20 protein-coding genes are annotated in these 20,636 nt (G+C 63.9%); 3 read left to right on the forward strand and 17 right to left on the reverse strand.

Annotated features, from left to right (window positions below):
* Positions 1-29 precede the first annotated feature (29 nt).
* The 5 genes from hisS to ndk all read right to left on the reverse strand — a co-directional run bounded on the left by hisS (position 30) and on the right by ndk (position 5,859).
* Positions 30-1,379: a histidine--tRNA ligase gene (gene hisS / locus NCS02_RS08225; RefSeq protein ID WP_008349374.1), complete on the reverse strand. Its 1,350-nt coding sequence runs from the start codon at positions 1,377-1,379 to the stop codon at positions 30-32.
* A 6-nt stretch (positions 1,380-1,385) separates the two neighbouring features.
* A complete protein-coding gene (gene ispG / locus NCS02_RS08230) occupies positions 1,386-2,702 on the reverse strand; it encodes a flavodoxin-dependent (E)-4-hydroxy-3-methylbut-2-enyl-diphosphate synthase (RefSeq protein WP_008349373.1) in 1,317 nt (438 codons plus the stop codon).
* A 131-nt stretch (positions 2,703-2,833) separates the two neighbouring features.
* Positions 2,834-3,961, reverse strand: a complete 1,128-nt coding sequence (locus NCS02_RS08235) for a helix-turn-helix domain-containing protein (protein WP_250519549.1) — start codon at positions 3,959-3,961, stop codon at positions 2,834-2,836.
* A 183-nt stretch (positions 3,962-4,144) separates the two neighbouring features.
* The gene (rlmN, locus tag NCS02_RS08240; protein WP_008349370.1) at positions 4,145-5,287 is read right to left on the reverse strand and encodes a dual-specificity RNA methyltransferase RlmN; all 1,143 of its coding nucleotides are present in this window, start codon (positions 5,285-5,287) and stop codon (positions 4,145-4,147) included.
* Positions 5,288-5,433: 146 nt separating this feature from the next.
* A complete protein-coding gene (gene ndk, locus NCS02_RS08245) occupies positions 5,434-5,859 on the reverse strand; it encodes a nucleoside-diphosphate kinase (RefSeq protein WP_008349368.1) in 426 nt (141 codons plus the stop codon).
* Positions 5,860-6,194: 335 nt separating this feature from the next.
* On the opposite strand from ndk, the gene NCS02_RS08250 reads away from it, so the two are divergent.
* A complete protein-coding gene (locus NCS02_RS08250; RefSeq protein WP_008349366.1) occupies positions 6,195-6,893 on the forward strand; it encodes a Bax inhibitor-1/YccA family protein in 699 nt (232 codons plus the stop codon).
* Between the two features lie 76 nt (positions 6,894-6,969).
* Here NCS02_RS08250 and rlmD read toward each other — a convergent pair whose 3' ends face one another.
* The 6 genes from rlmD to surE are packed head-to-tail and all read right to left on the reverse strand — an operon-like array spanning position 6,970 to position 13,184.
* Positions 6,970-8,385 (reverse strand): 23S rRNA (uracil(1939)-C(5))-methyltransferase RlmD, encoded by a 1,416-nt coding sequence (rlmD, locus tag NCS02_RS08255; protein ID WP_502800866.1) that lies wholly within the window; start codon positions 8,383-8,385, stop codon positions 6,970-6,972.
* A 59-nt stretch (positions 8,386-8,444) separates the two neighbouring features.
* On the reverse strand, positions 8,445-9,221 hold the full coding sequence (locus tag NCS02_RS08260) for a 3'-5' exonuclease (RefSeq protein ID WP_008349363.1): 777 nt from the start codon (positions 9,219-9,221) through the stop codon (positions 8,445-8,447).
* A 47-nt stretch (positions 9,222-9,268) separates the two neighbouring features.
* Entirely contained in the window at positions 9,269-10,366 is a 1,098-nt protein-coding gene (rpoS, locus tag NCS02_RS08265; protein ID WP_008349362.1) for an RNA polymerase sigma factor RpoS, read from the reverse strand.
* Positions 10,367-10,378: 12 nt separating this feature from the next.
* Positions 10,379-11,335, reverse strand: coding sequence for a peptidoglycan DD-metalloendopeptidase family protein (locus NCS02_RS08270; RefSeq protein ID WP_034473731.1), 957 nt, complete (start codon positions 11,333-11,335; stop codon positions 10,379-10,381).
* A 5-nt stretch (positions 11,336-11,340) separates the two neighbouring features.
* The gene (locus tag NCS02_RS08275) at positions 11,341-12,429 is read right to left on the reverse strand and encodes a protein-L-isoaspartate(D-aspartate) O-methyltransferase (protein ID WP_250519550.1); all 1,089 of its coding nucleotides are present in this window, start codon (positions 12,427-12,429) and stop codon (positions 11,341-11,343) included.
* Positions 12,426-13,184, reverse strand: coding sequence for a 5'/3'-nucleotidase SurE (gene surE, locus NCS02_RS08280; RefSeq protein WP_250519551.1), 759 nt, complete (start codon positions 13,182-13,184; stop codon positions 12,426-12,428). Before surE ends, NCS02_RS08275 begins: the two co-directional genes overlap by 4 nt.
* An 80-nt stretch (positions 13,185-13,264) precedes the next feature.
* On the opposite strand from surE, the gene NCS02_RS08285 reads away from it, so the two are divergent.
* Positions 13,265-14,239 carry an NADPH:quinone oxidoreductase family protein gene (locus tag NCS02_RS08285; protein WP_008349355.1) on the forward strand — a complete coding sequence of 325 codons (975 nt, stop codon included), beginning with the start codon at positions 13,265-13,267 and terminating at the stop codon, positions 14,237-14,239.
* Between the two features lie 48 nt (positions 14,240-14,287).
* Complete coding sequence (locus NCS02_RS08290; protein ID WP_250519552.1) at positions 14,288-15,274, forward strand: glycosyltransferase; 987 nt, start codon at positions 14,288-14,290, stop codon at positions 15,272-15,274.
* Positions 15,275-15,284: 10 nt separating this feature from the next.
* Here the strand turns inward: NCS02_RS08290 and NCS02_RS08295 are convergent, their stop codons facing one another.
* The 6 genes from NCS02_RS08295 to NCS02_RS08320 form a co-directional block, all read right to left on the reverse strand.
* Positions 15,285-16,268: a glycosyltransferase family 9 protein gene (locus NCS02_RS08295; protein WP_008349351.1), complete on the reverse strand. Its 984-nt coding sequence runs from the start codon at positions 16,266-16,268 to the stop codon at positions 15,285-15,287.
* A gap of 149 nt (positions 16,269-16,417) precedes the next feature.
* Complete coding sequence (locus tag NCS02_RS08300) at positions 16,418-17,242, reverse strand: ABC transporter permease (RefSeq protein ID WP_034473729.1); 825 nt, start codon at positions 17,240-17,242, stop codon at positions 16,418-16,420.
* A 12-nt stretch (positions 17,243-17,254) separates the two neighbouring features.
* On the reverse strand, positions 17,255-18,085 hold the full coding sequence (locus NCS02_RS08305) for an ABC transporter ATP-binding protein (protein WP_008349347.1): 831 nt from the start codon (positions 18,083-18,085) through the stop codon (positions 17,255-17,257).
* Positions 18,086-18,088: 3 nt separating this feature from the next.
* Complete coding sequence (locus NCS02_RS08310) at positions 18,089-19,126, reverse strand: ABC transporter substrate-binding protein (protein WP_250434830.1); 1,038 nt, start codon at positions 19,124-19,126, stop codon at positions 18,089-18,091.
* Between the two features lie 50 nt (positions 19,127-19,176).
* Entirely contained in the window at positions 19,177-20,382 is a 1,206-nt protein-coding gene (locus NCS02_RS08315; RefSeq protein WP_008349341.1) for a CaiB/BaiF CoA transferase family protein, read from the reverse strand.
* A gap of 25 nt (positions 20,383-20,407) precedes the next feature.
* Positions 20,408-20,632: a DUF1653 domain-containing protein gene (locus NCS02_RS08320; protein ID WP_008349339.1), complete on the reverse strand. Its 225-nt coding sequence runs from the start codon at positions 20,630-20,632 to the stop codon at positions 20,408-20,410.
* Between the last annotated feature and the right edge of the window lie 4 nt (positions 20,633-20,636).

Raw genomic sequence — 20,636 nt, forward strand, 5'->3', positions numbered from 1 at the left:
GCCCACGCGCGCGGCAATGCGCCTGAATCTCAGGCACCCTCGTCATCGGCGGTTGCAACCATCGCATTGATTAGGTATTCGGTCAAGTCTTCCGCCCGAACGTTCACTTGCTCGTTCTTTTGTCCGCCGGACGTTTCGTCGATCGAGCGGCGCAGCGGCTTGACGCCGATCATACCTTGCGCGAGTTCGTCCTCTCCGAGCACTACGGCGAACGCCGCGCCGCTCGCGTCGGCCTTTTTCATCTGCGACTTGAAGCTCGCGGACGCGCCGTCCGGGCTGCAATGCAGAATGACGTCGAGACCCGTGTCGCGCAGCCGCTCGGCGACGATGAACGCCTGCTCCGCCGCCGCTTCGCCCTGATGCACGACATAGACGTCCGTGCCTTCGGCTTCCGGCACGAGCTGCTCTTCCTTCAGCAATTCGAGGATGCGCTCGACGCCCATGGCCCAGCCGCACGCGGCCGTCGGCTTGCCGCCGAGCTGTTCGATCAGCGGATCATAGCGACCGCCGCCCGCGACCGTGCCCTGCGCGCCGAGCTTGTCGGTGACCCACTCGAACACGGTCAGGTTGTAGTAGTCGAGACCGCGCACGAGACGCGGGTTGATCGTAAAGGGAATGTTGTTCGCCTTCAAAAGCCGCTGCACGCCCTCGAAGTGCTTGCGCGATGCGTCGCCGAGAAAGTCGACGAGCTTCGGTGCATTCTGCGCGATCTCCTGCATCGCCGGATTCTTCGTGTCGAGCACGCGCAGCGGGTTCGTGTAGAGCCGGCGCTTCGCTTCCTCGTCGAGGGAATCGACGTGTTTTTCCAGATACGCGATCAGTTCCTTGCGATGCGCCGCGCGCTCTTCGGCCTGACCGAGCGAATTCAGTTCGAGGCGGATGCCGGTGAGTCCGAGGTCGTCCCACAGACGCTGGCACATCATGATGATTTCGGCGTCGGTGTCCGGCCCGGCGAAGCCAAGCGCCTCCACGCCGACCTGATGGAACTGGCGATAACGCCCGCGCTGCGGACGCTCATGACGGAACATCGGACCGACGTACCACAGACGCTTCGGGCCGTCGTACAACAGGTTGTGCTCGATGGTCGCGCGCACGACCGCCGCGGTGTTCTCCGGGCGCATCGTCAGATGCTCGCCGTTGAGCGCGTCGGTGAAGCTGTACATCTCCTTCTCGACGATGTCGGTCACTTCGCCGATGCCGCGCGTGAACAACTGCGTGTGCTCGACGATCGGCGTGCGGATGTTCTGATAGCCGTATGCGCGCAGCATCGACTTGACGGTGGTTTCGAAGAAATCCCACAACGCGGCATCCTGCGGGAGGATGTCGTTCATGCCCTTCACGCCGCTCAGTTTCTCGAGCCGTTTCTTCTGTTCAGTCATCTGTCTTTAGAGTGATGCCGCGGACGTCTCGACGCGCTGCCCATAGGTACGCTCGACATAGTCGCTGACGATTTGCTGGAATTCCTCGGCGATGCGCTCGCCGCGCAGCGTCTTCACCTTCACGCCGTCGATGAACACGGGCGCCGCCGGATTCTCGCCCGAACCCGGCAAGCTGATGCCGATATTGGCGTGCTTCGATTCGCCCGGCCCGTTGACGATGCAGCCCATCACCGCGACGTGCATCTTCTCGACGCCGGGGTACTGATCGCGCCACGTGGGCATCGAGTTGCGCAAGTAGCTTTGAATCTGCGACGCCAACTCCTGGAACAGCGTGCTCGTCGTGCGGCCGCAGCCGGGACACGCGATGACCATCGGCGTGAAGGAGCGCAGGCCCATCGTCTGCAGGATTTCCTGGCCCACGACGACTTCGCCGGTGCGCGCGCCGCCCGGCTCCGGCGTGAGCGAAATGCGAATGGTGTCGCCGATGCCTTCCTGCAGCAGAACCGAAAGCGCCGCCGTCGATGCAACGATGCCCTTGGAGCCCATGCCCGCTTCGGTCAGGCCGAGATGGAGCGCGAAGCTGCAACGCTTCGCGAGTTCGCGATACACGGCGATCAGATCCTGCACGCCGCTGACCTTGCACGACAGGATGATCTTGTCGCGGCCGAGACCCAGTTCGACGGCGCGCTCCGCCGAGCCGACCGCGGATTGAATCAGCGCCTCGTACATCACGCTTTGCAGTTCCCACGGATTCGAACGCGCGGCGTTTTCGTCCATCATGCGCGCGAGCAGATCCTGATCGAGACTGCCCCAGTTCACGCCGATACGCACCGGCTTGTCGTATTTGATCGCGGCTTCGATCATCTGCGCGAATTGCGTGTCGCGCTTCGCGCCCTGGCCGACGTTGCCCGGATTGATCCGGTATTTCGACAGCGTCTCGGCGCACGCGGGATGATCGCGCAGCAGCAGATGGCCGTTGTAGTGGAAATCGCCGACGAGCGGCACCGTCACGCCCATGCGATCGAGTTGCTCGCGAATATGCGGCACGGCCGCCGCCGCTTCCGGCGTATTCACCGTAATGCGGACGAGCTCGGAGCCCGCCTGCGCCAGTTCCTTGATCTGGATGGCCGTGCCAATCGCGTCCGCCGTGTCGGTGTTGGTCATCGACTGCACGCGCACCGGCGAATCGCCGCCGATCGTCACGAGCTGGCCACCCCAGCGCACGTCGACGGCATGCGATGACCGGCGCGTCAACGGACCGCCGAAGACCGGCTCGGTCGAACAAATCTTGCTGTTGATCAGGGATTGAGCTTCGGATTGCATCGAAAAACCCTTTGGCAACCTTGCCGCCGATACGGCGCCGGTCGCGTGTGTGGAACCTCAAACGGGCGTCACGGCTTGCACCGTGACGCCCTCGACTTGTCCGCCGCGCTGGACAGATCGATCTCGCAAGCTCAAGGCAGCGAGAGACGCGCGACGTTTCCGCGTGCGGACGAATAGCGTTTGGCGTCGACGGGCTCGTCATCGACCGACAGCGACTCGACGCCCTTCACGTTGCCGACGGTCACCTTGAACGGCGCCTCGCCTTCCACGCGCTGGGTGTTGCCCGCGCGCACGAGTCCGGAATACAGTTCCTTGCCGTCCTTGCCGCGCACGCTGAACCAGCTATCTTCCTTCACTTTCAATTCGATCGCGCTCGAACCGCTGCCCGCGACGGCCGGAGCCGACGCCGCCATCGCAACAGCCGAAGCAGGCTTCGCGGCCGATGCGGGCGCCGCCGCAGCCGGCGCGCTCGCGCCCTGCACCGCGGACAGCGTCGACGACGAAGCCGGCAGCGCATTCGTGCCGAGCGGACGCGGCATCGGCTGCTCGCCCGGGCCGGCCGCCACTTCGGGCAGCGACGCTTCGCCGGTGTTGGCGGCCGCGGCCTCGTCGGGCGTCGGCGCGGATGTCGTGCCCGACGCTTCGTTCGATGCCGAAGCAGGCGCGGACGTCGACGACAGACCGATGCCCGTCGTCGCCTTGAGGCGCGCGAGCCAGTTGTTCGAATCGCCGCCGGTGTGCCACATCACGAGCACGGCCAGCACGACGATGATGGCGAGCACGCCCCACATCCACGAGCGCTTGCGGCCCGACGAATTGCCGAGCGGCACCGACACGCGTCCGCGCGGCAGACCCGCGCCCGCCGACGCCGGCACCTTCAGATTCTGCGCGATGTCATCGCCGCTGCGCCGGAACGCCTGCGTGAACGGCGCCGGATCGGCGCCGAGAATCTTCGCGTAACTGCGCACGATGCCCGCCGCGAACGTGCGATCGGGCAACTGGCTGATATCGCCCGCTTCGAGCGCGAGCAGTTTCGGCGGCGACACCTTGAGACGCGCGGAAACGTCGTCGATCGACCATGCTTTCGCCTGGCGAAGTTGCGCGAGACGCGCGCCGACCGCCTGTATCGAGTCCAGATTCCCCGCCTGGCTCGCATTCGATGCCGCCCTTTCCGCGTCGCCCGGGCCGTCGTACTGACTGCCGGACCGGTTGTTGCCGGAATGACTGCCGAAAGGCGTCGGGTGCTGCGGCTCACTCATGCCAAATTCCTCGCATCGATTCTTCTATATAGCGCTGTTGCGTCGTTCGGTTCCAAAAACCCCGTGCACGATACAACCGCAGCGCCATTGCAGACCGCTTTATAACAAAATGTTCGGCTTTAGCGCCGCATCCAGACGCTTGCTGCGCCCTCCGCTGCGGCTTTTTTCGATGCGGACGCCCGGTCAGACCGCCCGCACCTCGATCGTCTTGCTGCCTGCACGGCCCATGCGTTCGGCAAGACGCGTGCGGTCCTGCACCGCGCCCGCGAGTTGACCGCACGCAGCGTCGATATCGTCGCCGCGCGTCTTGCGCACGGTCGTTACGACGCCCGCATCGATCAACACCTGCGCGAACCGCTTGATCTGCTCGTTCTTCGAGCGCGTCAACCCCGACTCCGGAAACGGATTGAACGGGATCAGATTGAACTTGCACGGCACGTCGCGCGTCACGGCAAGCAATTCGCGCGCGTGCGCTTCGGTGTCGTTGACGCCGTCGAGCATGCAATATTCGAACGTGATGAAGTCGCGCGGCGCGACCTTCAGATAACGCTGACACGCGGCCATCAATTCACGCAGCGGGTACTTCTTGTTCAGCGGGACCAGCATGTCGCGCAGCGGATCGTTCGGCGCGTGCAGCGATACCGCGAGCGCCACCGGCAGGTCGGCCGCGAGGCGGTCCATCATCGGCACGACGCCGGAGGTCGACAAGGTCACGCGACGGCGCGACAAGCCATAGGCGTTGTCGTCGAGCATCAGGCGCATGGCCGGCACGACGGCGTCGTAATTGAGCATCGGCTCGCCCATGCCCATCATCACGACGTTCGTGACGACGCGCTCGCCCTTGCCCGGCCCGCCGACTTCGCGCCCGAGCGACTTGCGCAGCGCGAACTCCGCCATGCGCAACTGGCCGATGATCTCGCCCGTCGTCAGGTTTCGGGAAAAACCCTGCTTGCCGGTGGAACAGAACCGGCAGTTCACCGCGCAACCCGCCTGCGACGACACGCACAGCGTGCCGCGCGTCTCTTCGGGGATGAACACGGTTTCGACCGCGTTGCCGTTGCCGACGTCGACCAGCCATTTGCGGGTGCCGTCGGCGGAAACGTGGTCGCTGATGATGTCGGGCATCGCCATGTTGGCGCGGCCCTTGAGTTTTTCGCGCAGCGATTTCGCGAGATCCGTCATGCCGTCGAAGTCTTCGGCACCATATTGGTGGATCCAGCGCTGCAATTGCTTGGCGCGAAACGGCTTTTCGCCCAGGCTCGCGCAGTACGCGGTGAGCCCGGCGGCGTCGAGATCGAGGAGATTGACGGTGGTGCTGCTCGTCATGTCAAGTTCTGCCATTTCAGATTGCGAAGCCCGGTATCTTCCCGGGACGTTCGCGCCAATTTCTGCTTCTTTTCGTACCGCTTTTATTGCGTCGAGGCGCGATGCCCGCGATGACCGAACAGCCATCGCGGCTTTCAACGCGAAAATTAACGCGAGTAGACGTTCACTTGCGGGAAGAAGAACGCAACTTCTTGCGCTGCCGTTTCCGGCGCGTCCGACCCGTGAACCGCGTTCGCGTCGATGCTGTCGGCGAAGTCGGCGCGGATCGTGCCCTTGTCCGCCTTCTTCGGGTCGGTCGCGCCCATCAGGTCGCGATTCTTCAGGATGGCGTTCTCGCCTTCCAAGACTTGAATCATCACCGGACCCGAGATCATGAATTCGACCAGATCCTTGAAGAACGGACGTGCGGCGTGCACGGCGTAGAACTTCTCGGCGTCGGCGCGCGACAGATGAACCATGCGCGACGCAATGATCTTCAGACCTGCGTTCTCGAAACGGCTGTAGATCTGGCCGATAACGTTCTTTGCCACTGCGTCCGGCTTGATAATCGACAGGGTGCGCTCGATCGCCATAAAAACTCCAAAAAATGAACGGTTTACGGATTAAAACGAATCGACAATTGTAGCACGAAGCAATGTATGATTGCGATTGAAACCTTACGGCATCGTAAGGATCAAACCCTGCGAGGACTTGGCTGTCCGGACGGCCGAACTGGCCTTTCGGGCTATTGAATTCGGCGCGCGCCGGGGCCATATTGGAACAAAACGCTGCATTGCAACCGGAAGCACGCAGCGCGGCGCGGGCACCAAGCGGTTCTAATATTGGCTTAAGTCCGCGCACCTTATCATTCGTATATGACGAAGTCGCGGGAAGACCGAACGACAGACAATTGGAGCAAGGAGAAACCATGAACGAATCACCCTACAGCTTTGGCCGTAATGGCAGCGTCACCTCGGTCGAGGTGCGCAACCGCGTGCTGCGCAACACCTACTGGCTGCTCGCGCTCTCGATGGTGCCGACGGTGCTCGGCGCATGGGTCGGCGTCGCGACGGGCTTCTCGCTGTTCGCGGCTACCAGCCCGGCAATGAGCTTCATCGCGTTCCTCGCGATCGCGTTCGGCTTCATGTTCGCCATCGAGAAAACCAAGAACAGCGGCATGGGCGTGGTCGTCCTGCTCGGCTTCACGTTCTTCATGGGCCTGATGCTCTCGCGTCTCCTGAGCTTCATTCTCGGGTTCTCGAACGGACCGCAACTTATCATGATGGCCTTCGGTGGCACGGGCGTGATCTTCGCGGCCATGGCGACCATCGCGACCGTCAGCAAGCGCGATTTCTCGGGCCTCGGCAAGTTCCTGTTCATGGGCGTGATCGTCATTCTGCTGGCGGCGTTCGCGAACATCTTCCTGCAGTTGCCCGCGCTCATGATGACGATCTCCGTGCTCGCCATCGTGATCTTCTCGGCGTACATGCTTTTCGACGTGCAGCGCGTGGTGAACGGCGGCGAGACGAACTACATCAGCGCGACGCTCGCGATCTATCTCGACCTGTATAACGTGTTCACGAACCTGCTGGCGCTGCTCGGCATCTTCGGCGGCAACCGCAACTAAGCGCGCCAAACGCGGCAGAAACGAAAAACCGGCCTTCGGGCCGGTTTTTTTGTGCCTGCGAAGCGCCGCAGCCGGATCAGTCGCGCTCGAACAACGCAATCGATTCGACGTGCGACGTGTGCGGGAACATGTTCACGACGCCCGCGCCCTTCATCCGATAACCCGCTTCGTGCACGAGCAGGCCGGCGTCGCGCGCGAGCGTCGCCGGATTGCACGACACATAGACGATGCGCTCGGGCAACGGTCCATCGCCGCTCTGGGCGATGTCCGCGAGCGCCTTCGACACGGCGAGCGCGCCTTCGCGCGGCGGATCGATGAGAAACTTGTCGAAGCGGCCAAGCGCGCGCAGGTCGTCGGCGGTCACTTCGAAGAGATTTCGGCACGCGAACGACGTGTGGCCATCGACGCCATTCGCCTTCGCGTTCTCCAACGCCCGGGTCGTCAGCGCTTCGCTGCCTTCGATCCCGACAACCTCACGCGACACCCGCGCGAGCGGCAGCGTGAAATTGCCGATGCCGCAGAAAAGGTCGAGCACGCGATCGGACTTCTCCGGAGCAAGCAGGCTGAGCGCCCGGCTCACCAGCACGCGATTGATCTGGTGATTCACCTGCGTGAAGTCGGTCGGCTTGAACGGCATGCGGATATCGAATTCCGGCAGCGTGTAAGCGAGCTCGCTATCGAGCGGATAGAACTGATAAACCGTGTCCGGTCCTTTCGGCTGGAGCCACCATTGCACGCCGTGCGCATCGGCGAAAGTGCGCAGCAGCCCTTCGTCGGCTTCGGTCAGCGGCTCCAGAATGCGCAGCACGAGCGCCGTGACGTCCGATCCGACCGCGAGCTCGATCTGCGGCATGCGATCGCGAATCGACAGGCCCGCCACCAGATGGCGCAGCGGCACGAGCATCGCGGAAACATGCGGCGGCAGCACTTCGCAGCTCGTCATGTCGGCGACGTAACTGCTCTTGCGCTCGTGAAAGCCGACCAGCACGCCGCCCTTCTTTTCGACGTGCCGCACGGTCAGGCGCGCGCGATAGCGATATCCCCACGACGGCCCGTGAATCGGCCGGAACATGGTTTCGGCGCGCAGTTTGGACAGATGTTGCAGGTTGTCTTCGAGCACGCGCTGCTTCACGGCGATTTGCGCGCGAACATCCAGATGCTGCATCGAGCAGCCGCCGCAAATGCCGAAAAACTGGCACTTCGGCTTCGCGCGAATCACGCTCTCGCGCAGCACGCTCACCACTTGCGCCTGCTCGAAGCTCGGCTTTTTGCGGTAGCTCGAATAGCTGACACGTTCGCCCGGCAACGCGCCTTCGACGAAGATGACCTTGCCCGGCTCTCCGTCCTCGTTGACCGTGCGACCGACGCCGCGCGCTTCCATGTCGAGCGACTCGATTTCGATTTCGGGCGCGACGAAGTTCGGATCGGGCGTGACGGATTTCGCCGGCGCGGCGCGGCGGCGATGCTGGGTTTTTCGAGCGGCTTCGGACACCTGCGTACTTCCTGACTTATCGTGGGGCAAAGGCGAGATTGTAGACGAACGTCACGCTCTCATTCGACGAACGCCGCCAGATACTCCGCCCAGTGCGGCGAAGTCTCCTGCGCGAGCGCATTCTTGACGAAGTTGATTTCGTCCGCGTACTCATCGGGCGTGAAGCCGCCGCGCATCATCTGAAAACGACAGTACATCAGATACGTGTTGACGACGTCGGTCTCGCAATAGTTGCGGATTTCGTCGATATGGCCGTCGCAATACGCTTCCCAGACCTTGCCGCCGTCCATGCCGAGCTTGCCGGGAAAGCCGCATAGCTTCGCGAGCGCATCGAGCGGCGCATTGGCGCGCGCCTGATACATCGCGAGCACGTCCATCAGGTCGATGTGCCGCATGTGATAGCGGCTGATGTAGTTGTTGAACTTGAACTCGCGGTCGTCCTGACCGAGATCCCAGTAGCGCGGCGCGGCGATGCCGTGCACGAGCGCGCGGTAGTGGAGCACGGGCAGATCGAAGCCGCCGCCGTTCCACGACACGAGCTGAGGCGTGTATTTCTCGATCACGCGATAGAACGACTGGATGAGCGCGGCCTCGCCGTCGGCCGTCGTGCCGAGCGAGCGCACGCGAAAGCCGTTGTTGTCGCGAAACACGCACGAAATCGCCGCGACACGCTGCAGATGATGCGGCAAGAAATCATTGCCGACGCGCTCGCGGCGCGCTTCGAACGCATGTTCGGCGACCTCGCGGTCGGAGAGATCGTCGGGCAAATCTTCGAGACGGCGAATGCCGTCGACATCGGGGATTGTCTCGATGTCGAAAACGAGAATCGGTGTCATTGAATCCTGGAGCGCGACGCCCCAAGCCGAAGGGCGTCGCCGAAGCGTTAAAGCACGGCGTCCTTGCGAACGCCGTTGGATGCGAAAAAGCGCTTGAGACGCACGAGCGCCTCTTGCTGGATCTGGCGCACACGCTCGCGCGTGAGGCCCATTTCGTCGGCGAGTTCTTCGAGCGTCGCGGGCTCGATGTGGTTCAGCCCGAAACGCCGTTCGATCACGTGCCGGTGTTTGTCGGACAGACGCGAGAGCCACAACCGCGTGAGCGATTCGAGTTCGCGATGCTGCACTTCCGCGTCCGGCGACTGGCTCTGATCGTCGGAAAGGAGATCGAGCAGGCTGCTGCCCGGATCGAGGTCGAGCGGCGCGTCGAGCGAAGCCGTGTGTTCGTTGAGCGCGAGGATATCGGTGACTTCCTCGGGCGTCTTGCCGGTGAGATACGCAATATCGTCGATGCTCGCGTCGCGGCGTTCGGGCGCGACGCTGTCATTCGAATTGGCGGAATTTTTTTCCAGATGGCGCTTCGCGCGCAGCACCTGGTTCAACTCGCGGATGACGTGAACCGGCAGACGCACCGTGCGCGCCTGGTTCATGATCGCGCGCTCGATGCTCTGGCGGATCCACCAAGTGGCATAGGTCGAAAACCGGAAACCGCGCGTCGGATCGAATTTCTCGATTGCGTGCATGAGGCCGAGATTGCCTTCCTCGATCAGGTCGAGCAACGGCACGCCGCGATTGAGATATCCCTTCGCGATACTGACGACGAGCCGCAGATTGCGCTCGATCATCACCTGGCGCGCGTCGAATTCGCCGGCTTTCGCGAGTCGCGAATAGCGCTGCTCTTCCTCGACGGTCAGGAGCGGCTTCACGCTGATGCGGTTCAGGTAATGCTGGATCGTGTCGGCGGTGAGCTCGGCCTGCAAAAGCGAGCGGAAATCGTCGGCGTCGGGCGCGGAATCGTTTGCGCCTTCCGCTGCTTCGTCGCTGCTTTTTCCGCGGCTGTTGCCTTCTTCGTCCGAATCGACGTCGACATCGACATTGTCGATGTCCTCGTCTTGAGTCGAAGCACCGTCTTCCACCGACACTTGCAAAGGTCGGCTGATCGTCTCAGTCTCGGCTTGCGGCAGGCGGCGCTTCGTTTTTGGCATGATGGTTTCGCTTTATTGCGGCGGCAAATACTTCAGTGGGTCAACAGGTTTTCCCTGCCGGCGAACTTCGAAATGCAACATCACGCGGTCCGAATCGCTGTTCCCCATCTCAGCGATCTTCTGCCCTTTAGTTACCGCGTCTCCCTCTTTTACCATCAAAGCACGGTTATGTGCGTACGCTGTCAGAAAAGTTGCGTCGTGTTTGATGATAATGAGATTGCCGTAGCCGCGCAGCCCATTTCCGGAGTAAACCACTCGGCCATCCGCCGACGCGTTGACCGGATCTCCCGCCGCACCGCCAATGTTCAAACCTTTGTTGCTCGCTTCGTTGAATGTGCCGAGAATCGGACCGCGCGCCGGCCAGATGAACGCCGGCTGGGCCGCTGGCGCCGCCGCGTTCGCATCCGCGCCCGGCACGCCAGGCGCCGATGCCATGCCCGCCGCCGCGCCGGCCGTTCCCGGCGCCGCGCCCATACCCGAGTTGGCGCCGTAATACGGCGGCTGCGCGGTCGCACCCGGCTGCGGGCTCGCGTACGCGTTCGCGCCATTCAACGGCTGCGTCTGCACGCCGCCGCCCACGATCGGCGCGGTCGCCACACCGGGCGTCGCCGCCGCGACATTCGCGCCCGGAGGCGCCACGCGCATCAGCTGGCCGACTTCGATCTGGTTCGGGTTGGTCAGGTTGTTCCACGCTGCGATGTCGTGATAATTCTGACCGTTTTCCAGTGCGATCCGATATAGGGTGTCGCCCGGCTTCACACGGTAATAGCCCGGCGGCGGCGGGCCGTTGTCCGGCGTCTGCGCTGCCGTCGTGCCGATGGGCGCGCCCGTTCTGTCGACGACCGGCGCCATGTCCATGCGCGTCGAACACGCCGCCAGCGCGGACAACGCCAGCACGCACACGCCGCGCTGCGCCGCGCTTAAGGCTTGGTCCGCACTTCCTTCTCGCAAAGCACGCAGGATACTCATCGGTGTCAAATCACTCCGGATTTTAAGGGTACAAAGAAAACGCGATCGAGCTGCTCTTCCCGCCATTGGCTTGCCGACACGCGCGTGACGAGCGTCAGCACCTGCGACTGCGCGGCCTGCGATCCGACCGGCGCGACGAGCTTGCCGCCGACCGCCAGTTGATCGAGCAAGGCCTGCGGCACGTCGAGGCCGGCGCACGCGATGACGATCGCGTCGAACGGCGCGGCCGCGGGCAAGCCGAGGCGGCCATCGCCGTAATGCAGCCGGATATTCGGCACGCGCAACGGCCGAAGATTGAGCTTCGCGCGCTCCGACAACGGACGCACGCGTTCGATCGAATAAACCTCAGTGGCGACTTGCGACAGCACGGCCGCCTGATAACCGCAACCGGTGCCGATCTCCAGCACCTTGTTCAACGCGCGCCCGGTCGCGACCAGTTCGATCATGCGCGCGACGACCGACGGCTTCGAGATGGTCTGGTGATGGCCGATCGGCAGCGCGGCGTCTTCGTAAGCCTGCGCCGCGAGTCCCGGATCGACGAACATGTGGCGCGGCACGACCGACATCGCATTGAGCACGCGCGGATCGGTCACGCCGTTCGAGCGCAGGCGTTCGACCATGCGCTCGCGCACCCGTTCCGATGTGAGTGTCTGCGTGCTTGCCAGCGCAACATTGGGCGCGCCTTTTTTCGTCGCGATCGCGGCGGCGTTCAGGTCGCGCTCGCCGGGCCGCGGCGCCGGACGCAGTGAATTCGCGCGCGCCGGATGAGCCGAATGATGCGTCTGCGCCGCGCTCTTGCTCGCCGACGGAACCGGTTTCGCCCCGCCAATTGCGGTCTTCGCGCCCGAACGCACGGGAAAAACGGACGTGGCCGGCTTCGCGGACGCCGCTGCCGTCGCGGGATTTTTCATCGTCGCGTTCGCCGCGCGCGATTGTCCAGGCCTTGTCGGCTGCGTCGGCGTCGGCGTCGGCTTCAGCGCGGAAGCGGCGGCTGGCTTGCCGCGCGAATCTTGCGGACGGGCCACGGGTTTGCGCGGCTCGCGAACGAGATCCGCGAGCGCCAGCGGAAAGCGCTTGGCGCGCTCGTCGCTCATGTGCGAGCGCTCCCGGCGCGCGCCCATTCGCGCGTCTCCGCCATGAGCTTCGTATGAGTGAGATCGAGTTGCAGCGGCGTGATCGACACGAAGCCGTTCGCGACCGCGTGGAAATCGGTGCCTTCGCTCGCGTCGAGCGCATCGCCTGACGGGCCGATCCAGTAGATGGGGTTGCCGCGCGGATCGCTCTGGCGGATCACCGGCTGCGAAGGATGACGCTTGCCGAGGCGCGTCACTTTCCATTCGCGCAACTGATCGTAAGGCAGGCTCGGAATGTTCACGTTCAGCAACGGATGACCCGGCATCGGATGTTCGAGGAAATGAGCGACGATCTCGGCCGCCACGCGCGCGGCGTCGTCGAGATGAAGCCAGTCGCGGCCGACGAGCGAGAATGCGATCGCCGGAATGCCGAACATGAAGCCTTCGGTGGCGGCCGCCACGGTGCCCGAGTACAGCGTGTCCTCGCCGACGTTCTGCCCGTTGTTGATGCCCGACACGACGAGATCAGGCTGCTCGTCGAGCATGCCCGTGAGCGCGATGTGCACGGAATCGGTCGGCGTACCGTTCACGAAGTTGAAACCGTTCGGCGCCTGATGAACGCTCAAGGGCCGCGACAGCGTAAGCGAGTTGGACGAGCCGCTGCAGTTCTGCTCCGGCGCCATCACCGTCACTTCGCCGAGCGGCTGCAGGACATCGTGCAGCACATTGATGCCGCGCGCCAGATAACCGTCGTCGTTGCTGAGTAGGATTCGCATCCGACGATTGTAACCGAGGAAAGTGGCGCGACGACGACTCGAACTGCCATACACTGAGCCCAGTTCAACCAGGAGAAAACATGCGCGCCGTACGATGCAACGAACACGGATTGCCCCACACGCTTTCGATCGAAACGCTGCCCGACCTGCATCCGGAAGCAGGCGAAGTCGTCATTGACGTGAAAGCGGCGAGCGTGAACTTTCCCGACGTGCTCATCATCCAGAACAAATACCAGTTCAAGCCGCCGCTGCCGTTCACGCCCGGCGCGGAGTTCGCGGGCATCGTGCGCGAAGCCGGCGCGGGCGTCACGCATCTCGCGCCCGGCATGCGCGTGGCCGCCTACACCGCGCAAGGCGCGTTCGCCGAACAGGCGCGCGCGAAAGCCGCCGATTGCATCGTCTTGCCCGATGACGTCGATCTCGCCGAGGCCGCCGCATTCTCGCTCGCCTATGGCACGTCGTATCACGCGCTCGTCGATCGCGGCGAGCTCAAGGCCGGCGACACGCTGCTCGTGCTGGGCGCGGCCGGCGGCGTCGGCATCGCGGCGATCCAGATCGGCAAGATCGTCGGTGCGCGCGTGATCGCGGCGGCATCGAGCGCGGAGAAGCTCGCGTTCTGTCGCGAACATGGCGCGGACGAGGTCATCGATTACGCGCACGAAGACTTGCGCGAACGTATCAAGGCGCTGACGGACGGCAACGGGCCGGATGTGATCTTCGATCCGGTCGGCGGAACGTATGCCGAACCCGCGTTTCGCAGCATCGGCTGGCGCGGACGGTATCTCGTCGTCGGCTTCGCGAACGGCGAGATTCCGAAGCTGCCGTTCAATCTGGCGCTGCTGAAAGGCGCGAGCATCGTCGGCGTGTTCTGGGGCGGTCACATGCAGCGCGAACACGCGCTCGCCGATCGGGAATTCGCGACGATGGTCGAGTGGATCAAAGCGGGCAAGCTGCGCCCTGTCGTCACGAAGCGCTACTCGCTCGACGAAACGCCGCAAGCGCTGGACGACATGATGAACCGGCGCGTGACGGGCAAGATCGTGATCGAGCCATAACGCGCGCACTGCTACCATTGCGCGCTTTCACGCACTCCGCGAAGAGCCATGGCGAGTCTATGCCCCAATGTCAGCGTCATCGTGCCGGTCTACAACTGCGAAGCCTGGCTCGAAGCGCTGCTGCGCTCGGTGCTCGATCAGCAAGGCGTCGATCTCGAAGTCATCGCGATCTGTGACGGCGCGACAGACGACAGTCTCGCCATGCTCGAAACGATGGCGGCGGCCGATGCACGCATCCGTGTGGTAGCGCAGGAAAATCGCGGCGTATCGGCGTCGCGCAATGTCGGGCTGACGCTCGCGCGCGGCGAGTGGATCGCGTTCGCGGACGGCGACGACTGGATGAAGCCCGGCGCGTTGCGCAGGTGGATCGAACACGGCCGCCAGCATCGGCTCGATGTCGTGATCGGCAACGGATTCAGCTTCGAGGACTTGCCGCCGCCCGCCGATCCTCGACCGATGTACGAAGGCCAGCCGTGGGGCGACATCTGCGACGGCACGGCGTGGCTCAAACGGACCGTGCCGAACAACGACTGGGTCGTCTGCGTGTGGCTGCAATGCGTGCGGCGCGATCTCGTCGTGAGACACGGCCTGCGTTTCGAGGAAGGCGTGGTGCACGAGGACATCATCTGGGCGTTGCAGCTCGGGCTTCACGCACAGCGCGTCGGTTTCGTGCGCGAACCGTTGTACGGCTATCGACGCAATCCGGAATCGATCACGAACTCGCCCTCGCCGGCCGCTGTCGCGCGCCGCGCGGCGGGTTATCTGCGCGTGATCGACGCGCTCGTGACCGCCGCGCTCGATCCGCAAACCGACCGAAGTCTCAGCCGGATTCTGCTACGCCAAGCCAACCGCGAAAGCGGTCATCTCCTGCATGTGCTCAGAAAGCGCCTGACCGACGACGAACTGCGCAAGCCTTTCGCGCGGCAGTTTCTGCAGTCGGGGTATGTTCGCGCGATGCTGAAGGGCGCGACCAATGCGAGCGAAGTGTGGCGCGCGCTTCGCTGCTGGCGCGTCTATTCGCGCTTCGCGGCGTGAAGGCGTCCGCTTATAGGCGTCGCGATTGCGCGCGCGGCAGCATGCCGATGCGCGTTGCTTGGGTCGGCTGAGCCGCTTTGGCGTCGGCGAAATCGGCCATCGCGTAGTGTTGCGCCGCGCGCGCATGGTTGCCGTGCAACGTCCTGAACGCGGATGTCACGCGACGCACGGTGAGCAGGCGTTGCCACAAGCGTTCGCGAAGCCCGCCGAAAGGCAGAAAGGACGGCGGCACCACGACCGCGCCCGGGCCCCAGCCCGGACGCCACGAGCGCGCAAGGCCCTGGCGCATAAAGAGAGAGAGCGTCGGCACGCCGATGCAGGACGCGAGATGCCCGAGCCCCGAATCGTTGCCGATGAACCACGACGATTCGGCGATCCATGCCGCGACTTCGCCCAGTTGCGGCAGCGCATTGACCTCGCACCCTTCTTCAGCGATATCGCCCCAGACGCCGAACTCCGCAGGCGCGACGAGAAAGCTCGGGCGCAATCTCCGCCGCGTCAGCGCACGCGAGAGCGCAAGAAACTTCTCGCGGCCCCACATCTTTTCAGGATGACTGCCGGTCGGATGAATGACGACGCGATTCGCGAAGCGCCCGCGCATGACGCCGGACGGCACGACGAGACCGTTCGCGCGCGTCACGTCGGCGAGACCGAGCACGTTCTTCGCGATATCGACGATGCGGTCGACCATGTGCTTCGAGCCGCCGTATTCCGGCAGCGTGGCGAGACAGATGGTCTGGCCCGAGCGGCTCAACGTCGATGCGTAGTCGGTCGGGCGAAGCTCGATCACGGTGTCGAACGCGCCCTGCCAGGCGTCGCGACGCCCTACCGTCACATGGGGAAACCAGTCGGCGAGTTGCTCCACGACCCAGCCGAACACGACGGGGCGATATCCGTTGCGGATGAGATTGTCGACGAGAACGAGCCCGATGAGGCTGTCGCCGATCGGCGATGGCAATACCACCGCAATCGAACCGTCAGTTCGCAGTTTCATTGTTGGTCCCGCGGGATCGCACGACGGACGTCGTGCAACGGCCTGTCCAGGACAGCATGATAGCGATGTCGACCGTGTCGTGCCATGACGGGCATTCCGAAAACGGTCGGCTTCGTTGACGGCGTGTTGGCACGCGCACAACCGGGGCGTCAAAGCTTCTCGGTTTCTCCGCTCTTCGGCTGCCATTTCATGAGCCGGCGCTCGACCAGCGCGACGAGACCGTCGAGCACCAGCGCGAACGCGGTCAGCACGAGAATCCCCGCGAACACCGTGTTGATGTCGAAGGTGCCTTCGGCCTGCAGGATCAGATAACCGACACCGCGCGCCGAGCCGAGATATTCGCCGACCACCGAGCCGACGAACGCGAGCCCCACCGACGTGTGCAGGCTCGAAAACACCCAGCTGGTCGCGCTCGGCAGATAGACATACCGCAGCAACTGCTTGCGATTCGCGCCGAGCATGCGCGCATTCGCGAGCACGACCGGGCTCACTTCCTTCACGCCCTGATACACGTTGAAGAACACGATGAAGAATACGAGCGTCACGCCAAGCGCGACCTTCGACCAGATGCCGAGACCGAACCACACCGCGAAGATCGGCGCCAGGATCACGCGCGGCATCGAATTGGCGGCCTTGATGTAGGGATCGAGAAGCGCGCTCGTCATCGGCGCGAGCGCGAGCCAGAGACCGACGCCGAGTCCCGTCACCGTGCCGATGACGAACGCCAGCACCGTTTCGATCAGCGTCACCCACAGATGGATGTAAATCTCGCCGCTCGTGAACCATTCCCAGATGCGTATGAGCACCTTCTGCGGCTCGCCGAAGAAAAAGGCGGCCTTGTTCGCGTCGTCGAAATAGAAAGGCGGCAAGAGCGTCGGGCTCGTCAGCATGTACCACAGCACGAAGCACGCGAGCAGCAACAGCCACTGCCACACGATGAGATTCGCCCGATTCGGGCGCAGCTTGTTCCACATGGTCGTATCGTCTTATTCGGCGGCGGCGGGCTTCAGCTGCTGCTGATAACCCTTCAGCACTTCTTCGCGCAGCACGCCCCAGATCTGCGCGTGCAGTTCGACGAAGCGCGGATGCGAGCGGATCTCGGCGACATCGCGCGGGCGCGGCAGATCGATCGCGAATTCGCCGATCGGATGCGTGCCCGGCCCCGCCGCCAGCACGACGACGCGATCGGACATCGAGATCGCCTCGTCCAGATCGTGCGTGATGAAAAGCACGGCCTTGCGTTTCGCGGCCCACAGATCGAGCAACTCGTTTTCCATGAGCTGGCGCGTCTGGATGTCGAGCGCGGAGAACGGCTCGTCCATGAGGATGATGTCGGGATCGAGGATGAGCGTCTGCGCCATCGCGACGCGCTTACGCATGCCGCCCGACAACTGATGCGGATAACGGTCGCCGAAACCGCCGAGGCCCACGCGCTTCAGCCATTCCTCGCCGCGCTTGTCGGCTTCGGCCTTCGGCACGCCCTGAAACGCGAGGCCGGCCGTGACGTTGTCGAGCGCGGAGCGCCACGGCATCAGCGCATCGGCCTGGAACATGTAGCCCGCGCGCCGGTTGATGCCCTTCAGCTTTTCGCCGAACACGCTCACGGTGCCCGACGAAGGCTCCAGCAATCCCGCCGACACGTTGAGCAATGTCGATTTTCCGCAGCCGGTCGGCCCGACGACGGACACGAATTCTCCTGGCGCGATCGCGAGGCTCGTATCGCGGACCGCCGTGTAGCGATCACGGCGACTCTCGCGCGACGCGAACGTGCAGGTGACGTCCTCGAGCGCGAGCGCATGGTTCGATGGCGACGACATCGGTCAGACCTTGACGCTCGCGAGCGCCTTCTTGACGAAATCGTTGGTCCAGGTCTTCGACAGGTCGATCGGCTTGCCCTTCACGGTTTCGTCGAAGGCTTGCAGCGTCTTGAGCGAGGTCGCGGGACCGTCGGCGGGCATCAGGCCGTCCGGCGACAGCGCTTCCTTCACGTGCTGCCACGAATCGAGATACAGCGCGCGATCGCCGAGCAGATAGCTTTCCGGCACCGTCGAGATGAGATCCTTGCCCGAGGCCGTCTGCAGCCACTTCAGCGCGCGTACCATCGCGTTGGTGAGCGCCTGCGTCGTGTTCGGATTCTTCGTGATGAAGCTCTGCGACGCGTACAGGCAACCCGCCGGCATGTTGCCGCCGAACACCTTCACGGTGTCCGCGAGCGTGCGCGTGTCCGACACGATGCGGATATCGCCCGCGCGATCGAGCTTGGTCATCACCGGATCGAGGTTGGCGATGGCGTCGATCTGGCCGGATTGCAGCGCGGCGATCGCGCCCGCGCCCGCGCCGACGCCGATGAACGACACGTCGGTCGCCTTCAGCCCCGCTTGCGCGAGCACGAAGCTCGCCATGATCGCCGTCGACGAGCCCGGCGCCGTCACGCCGATTTTCTTGCCCTTCAAATCGGCGACGGACTTGTAGTTCGGCATCGCCTTCTTGGACACGGCGAGCACGATCTGCGGCGCGCGCCCTTGCAGCACGAATTCGCGGAAGTACTGATTCTTCGCCTGCAGCAGCAACGTGTGCTCGAACGCGCCGGATACGACATCCGCGCTGCCGCCGACCGCCGCCTGAAGCGCCTTCGCGCCGCCCGCGAAATCGGCGATTTCGACGTCGAGCCCTTCGTCCTTGAAGTAGTTGCGACGCTCGGCGATCGTGAGCGGCAGATAGTAGAAGAGATTCTTGCCGCCGACCGCGACCGATACCTTGCTCTGCTCCAGCTTGTTCTGTGCGAATGCGAGCGGCATGCCCGAGATTGCCCCGCCCGCGAGCGCGGCGCCGCTCGCGATGAACGTTCTGCGTTTCATCGTTGTCTGTCTCCTGGTTTTATCGTTGTCGGCGCTGTTCGGCTCGAGGCTCAGATCACCTTGGCCGCGCGCAGCCGCGCAATATCGTCGGCATCATACCCGAGCGTTTGAAGTACTTCATCCGTGTGTTCACCGAGTTGCGGCCCGAGCCAGCGCGTTTCCCCCGGCGTTTCGGAGAGCTTCGGCGTCACGTTCGGCAGCGTGATCTCGCGGCCGTCCTGCCACGGGAAACGCTGCAGCATCTGACGCGCGAGGTATTGCGGATCGGTGAACATGTCGGCGACGCTGTAGATGCGCCCGGCCGGCACGTCGGCGGCGTTCAACACAGCGAGCGCCTCGTCGATGCTGCGCGTCGAGAGCCAAGCGGCGATAGCGTCGTCGATTTCCTGCGTGCGCGGCACGCGTCCGTCGTTCGACGCGAGCGCGGGATCGTCCGCGAGATCCGCGCGATCGATCGCGTTCATCAGGCGCTTGAAGATCGGATCGCTGTTGCCGCCGATCACGATGCTGCCATCGCGGCACGGATACGTGTTCGACGGCACGATGCCCGGCAGCGACGCGCCCGTGCGCTCGCGCACCATGCCGTACACGCCGTATTCCGGCACGACGCTTTCCATCATGTTGAAGACGGCTTCATAGAGCGCGACGTCGACGACCTGGCCTTTGCCGCCGTTCACTTGGCGATGATGCAGCGCCATCAGCGCGCCGATCACGCCGTGCAGCGCGGCGATCGAATCGCCGATCGAAATGCCGATGCGCGGCGGCGGCAAATCCGGATAACCGGTGATATGACGCAAACCGCCCATCGATTCCGCGATTGCGCCGAAGCCCGGACGATCGCGATACGGACCGGTTTGACCGTAACCGGAAAGGCGCACCATCACGAGACCGGGATTGTCGGCGGACAGCACCTCGTAACCGAGCCCGAGTTTCTCCAGCAAGCCGGGCCGGAAATTCTCGACGACGATATCGGCTTCCTTCGCGAGCCGCCGCACGATCTCCTTGCCCTCGTCGGCCTTGAGATTGATCGTCACGGATTTTTTGTTGCGCGCCTGCACGGCCCACCAGAGCGACGTGCCGCCCACTTCCGGATAGAGCTTGCGCCACTTGCGCAGCGGGTCGCCGCCGTTCGGATCCTCGATCTTGATGACGTCGGCGCCGAACTCGCCCATGAAGCGCGCGGCGAACGGGCCGGCGATGAGCGTGCCCAGTTCCAGTACCTTCACGCCCGCGAGTGGTCCCGTCGTTGCGCTCATGGTCGTGTCTCCTTTGTGTGTTTTCTCAGAGCGGAATATCGAGCGGCTTGAAGCGCGGCGTGCCGTCGGCGAGCGTCTCGCTGAACATCGCCGCGGGGCGCACCCACAAGCCGCGTTCATGCGGCCACAGATGCTCGTAGACGATCATCGCTTCCTCGGTTTCCGAGTGCCGCGCGACGCCGATCACGCGATACAGCCCGCCCTTGTAGTGACGATGCGTCGCGAGCGCGAGCGCTTCGGTTTCTGTCATCGAT

Origin of the sequence: Caballeronia sp. NCF2 (assembly GCF_023631205.1) — a bacterium.
Classification (GTDB): domain Bacteria; phylum Pseudomonadota; class Gammaproteobacteria; order Burkholderiales; family Burkholderiaceae; genus Caballeronia; species Caballeronia zhejiangensis.

Coding starts and splice junctions, on each gene's coding strand:
- hisS (WP_008349374.1), bottom strand. CDS start 1,379: ATGACTGAACAGAAGAAACGGCTCGAGAAACTGAGCGGCGTGAAGGGC.
- ispG (WP_008349373.1), bottom strand. CDS start 2,702: ATGCAATCCGAAGCTCAATCCCTGATCAACAGCAAGATTTGTTCGACC.
- NCS02_RS08235 (WP_250519549.1), bottom strand. CDS start 3,961: ATGAGTGAGCCGCAGCACCCGACGCCTTTCGGCAGTCATTCCGGCAAC.
- rlmN (WP_008349370.1), bottom strand. CDS start 5,287: ATGACGAGCAGCACCACCGTCAATCTCCTCGATCTCGACGCCGCCGGG.
- ndk (WP_008349368.1), bottom strand. CDS start 5,859: ATGGCGATCGAGCGCACCCTGTCGATTATCAAGCCGGACGCAGTGGCA.
- NCS02_RS08250 (WP_008349366.1), top strand. CDS start 6,195: ATGAACGAATCACCCTACAGCTTTGGCCGTAATGGCAGCGTCACCTCG.
- NCS02_RS08260 (WP_008349363.1), bottom strand. CDS start 9,221: ATGACACCGATTCTCGTTTTCGACATCGAGACAATCCCCGATGTCGAC.
- rpoS (WP_008349362.1), bottom strand. CDS start 10,366: ATGCCAAAAACGAAGCGCCGCCTGCCGCAAGCCGAGACTGAGACGATC.
- NCS02_RS08270 (WP_034473731.1), bottom strand. CDS start 11,335: ATGAGTATCCTGCGTGCTTTGCGAGAAGGAAGTGCGGACCAAGCCTTA.
- NCS02_RS08275 (WP_250519550.1), bottom strand. CDS start 12,429: ATGAGCGACGAGCGCGCCAAGCGCTTTCCGCTGGCGCTCGCGGATCTC.
- surE (WP_250519551.1), bottom strand. CDS start 13,184: ATGCGAATCCTACTCAGCAACGACGACGGTTATCTGGCGCGCGGCATC.
- NCS02_RS08285 (WP_008349355.1), top strand. CDS start 13,265: ATGCGCGCCGTACGATGCAACGAACACGGATTGCCCCACACGCTTTCG.
- NCS02_RS08290 (WP_250519552.1), top strand. CDS start 14,288: ATGGCGAGTCTATGCCCCAATGTCAGCGTCATCGTGCCGGTCTACAAC.
- NCS02_RS08295 (WP_008349351.1), bottom strand. CDS start 16,268: ATGAAACTGCGAACTGACGGTTCGATTGCGGTGGTATTGCCATCGCCG.
- NCS02_RS08300 (WP_034473729.1), bottom strand. CDS start 17,242: ATGTGGAACAAGCTGCGCCCGAATCGGGCGAATCTCATCGTGTGGCAG.
- NCS02_RS08305 (WP_008349347.1), bottom strand. CDS start 18,085: ATGTCGTCGCCATCGAACCATGCGCTCGCGCTCGAGGACGTCACCTGC.
- NCS02_RS08310 (WP_250434830.1), bottom strand. CDS start 19,126: ATGAAACGCAGAACGTTCATCGCGAGCGGCGCCGCGCTCGCGGGCGGG.
- NCS02_RS08315 (WP_008349341.1), bottom strand. CDS start 20,382: ATGAGCGCAACGACGGGACCACTCGCGGGCGTGAAGGTACTGGAACTG.
- NCS02_RS08320 (WP_008349339.1), bottom strand. CDS start 20,632: ATGACAGAAACCGAAGCGCTCGCGCTCGCGACGCATCGTCACTACAAG.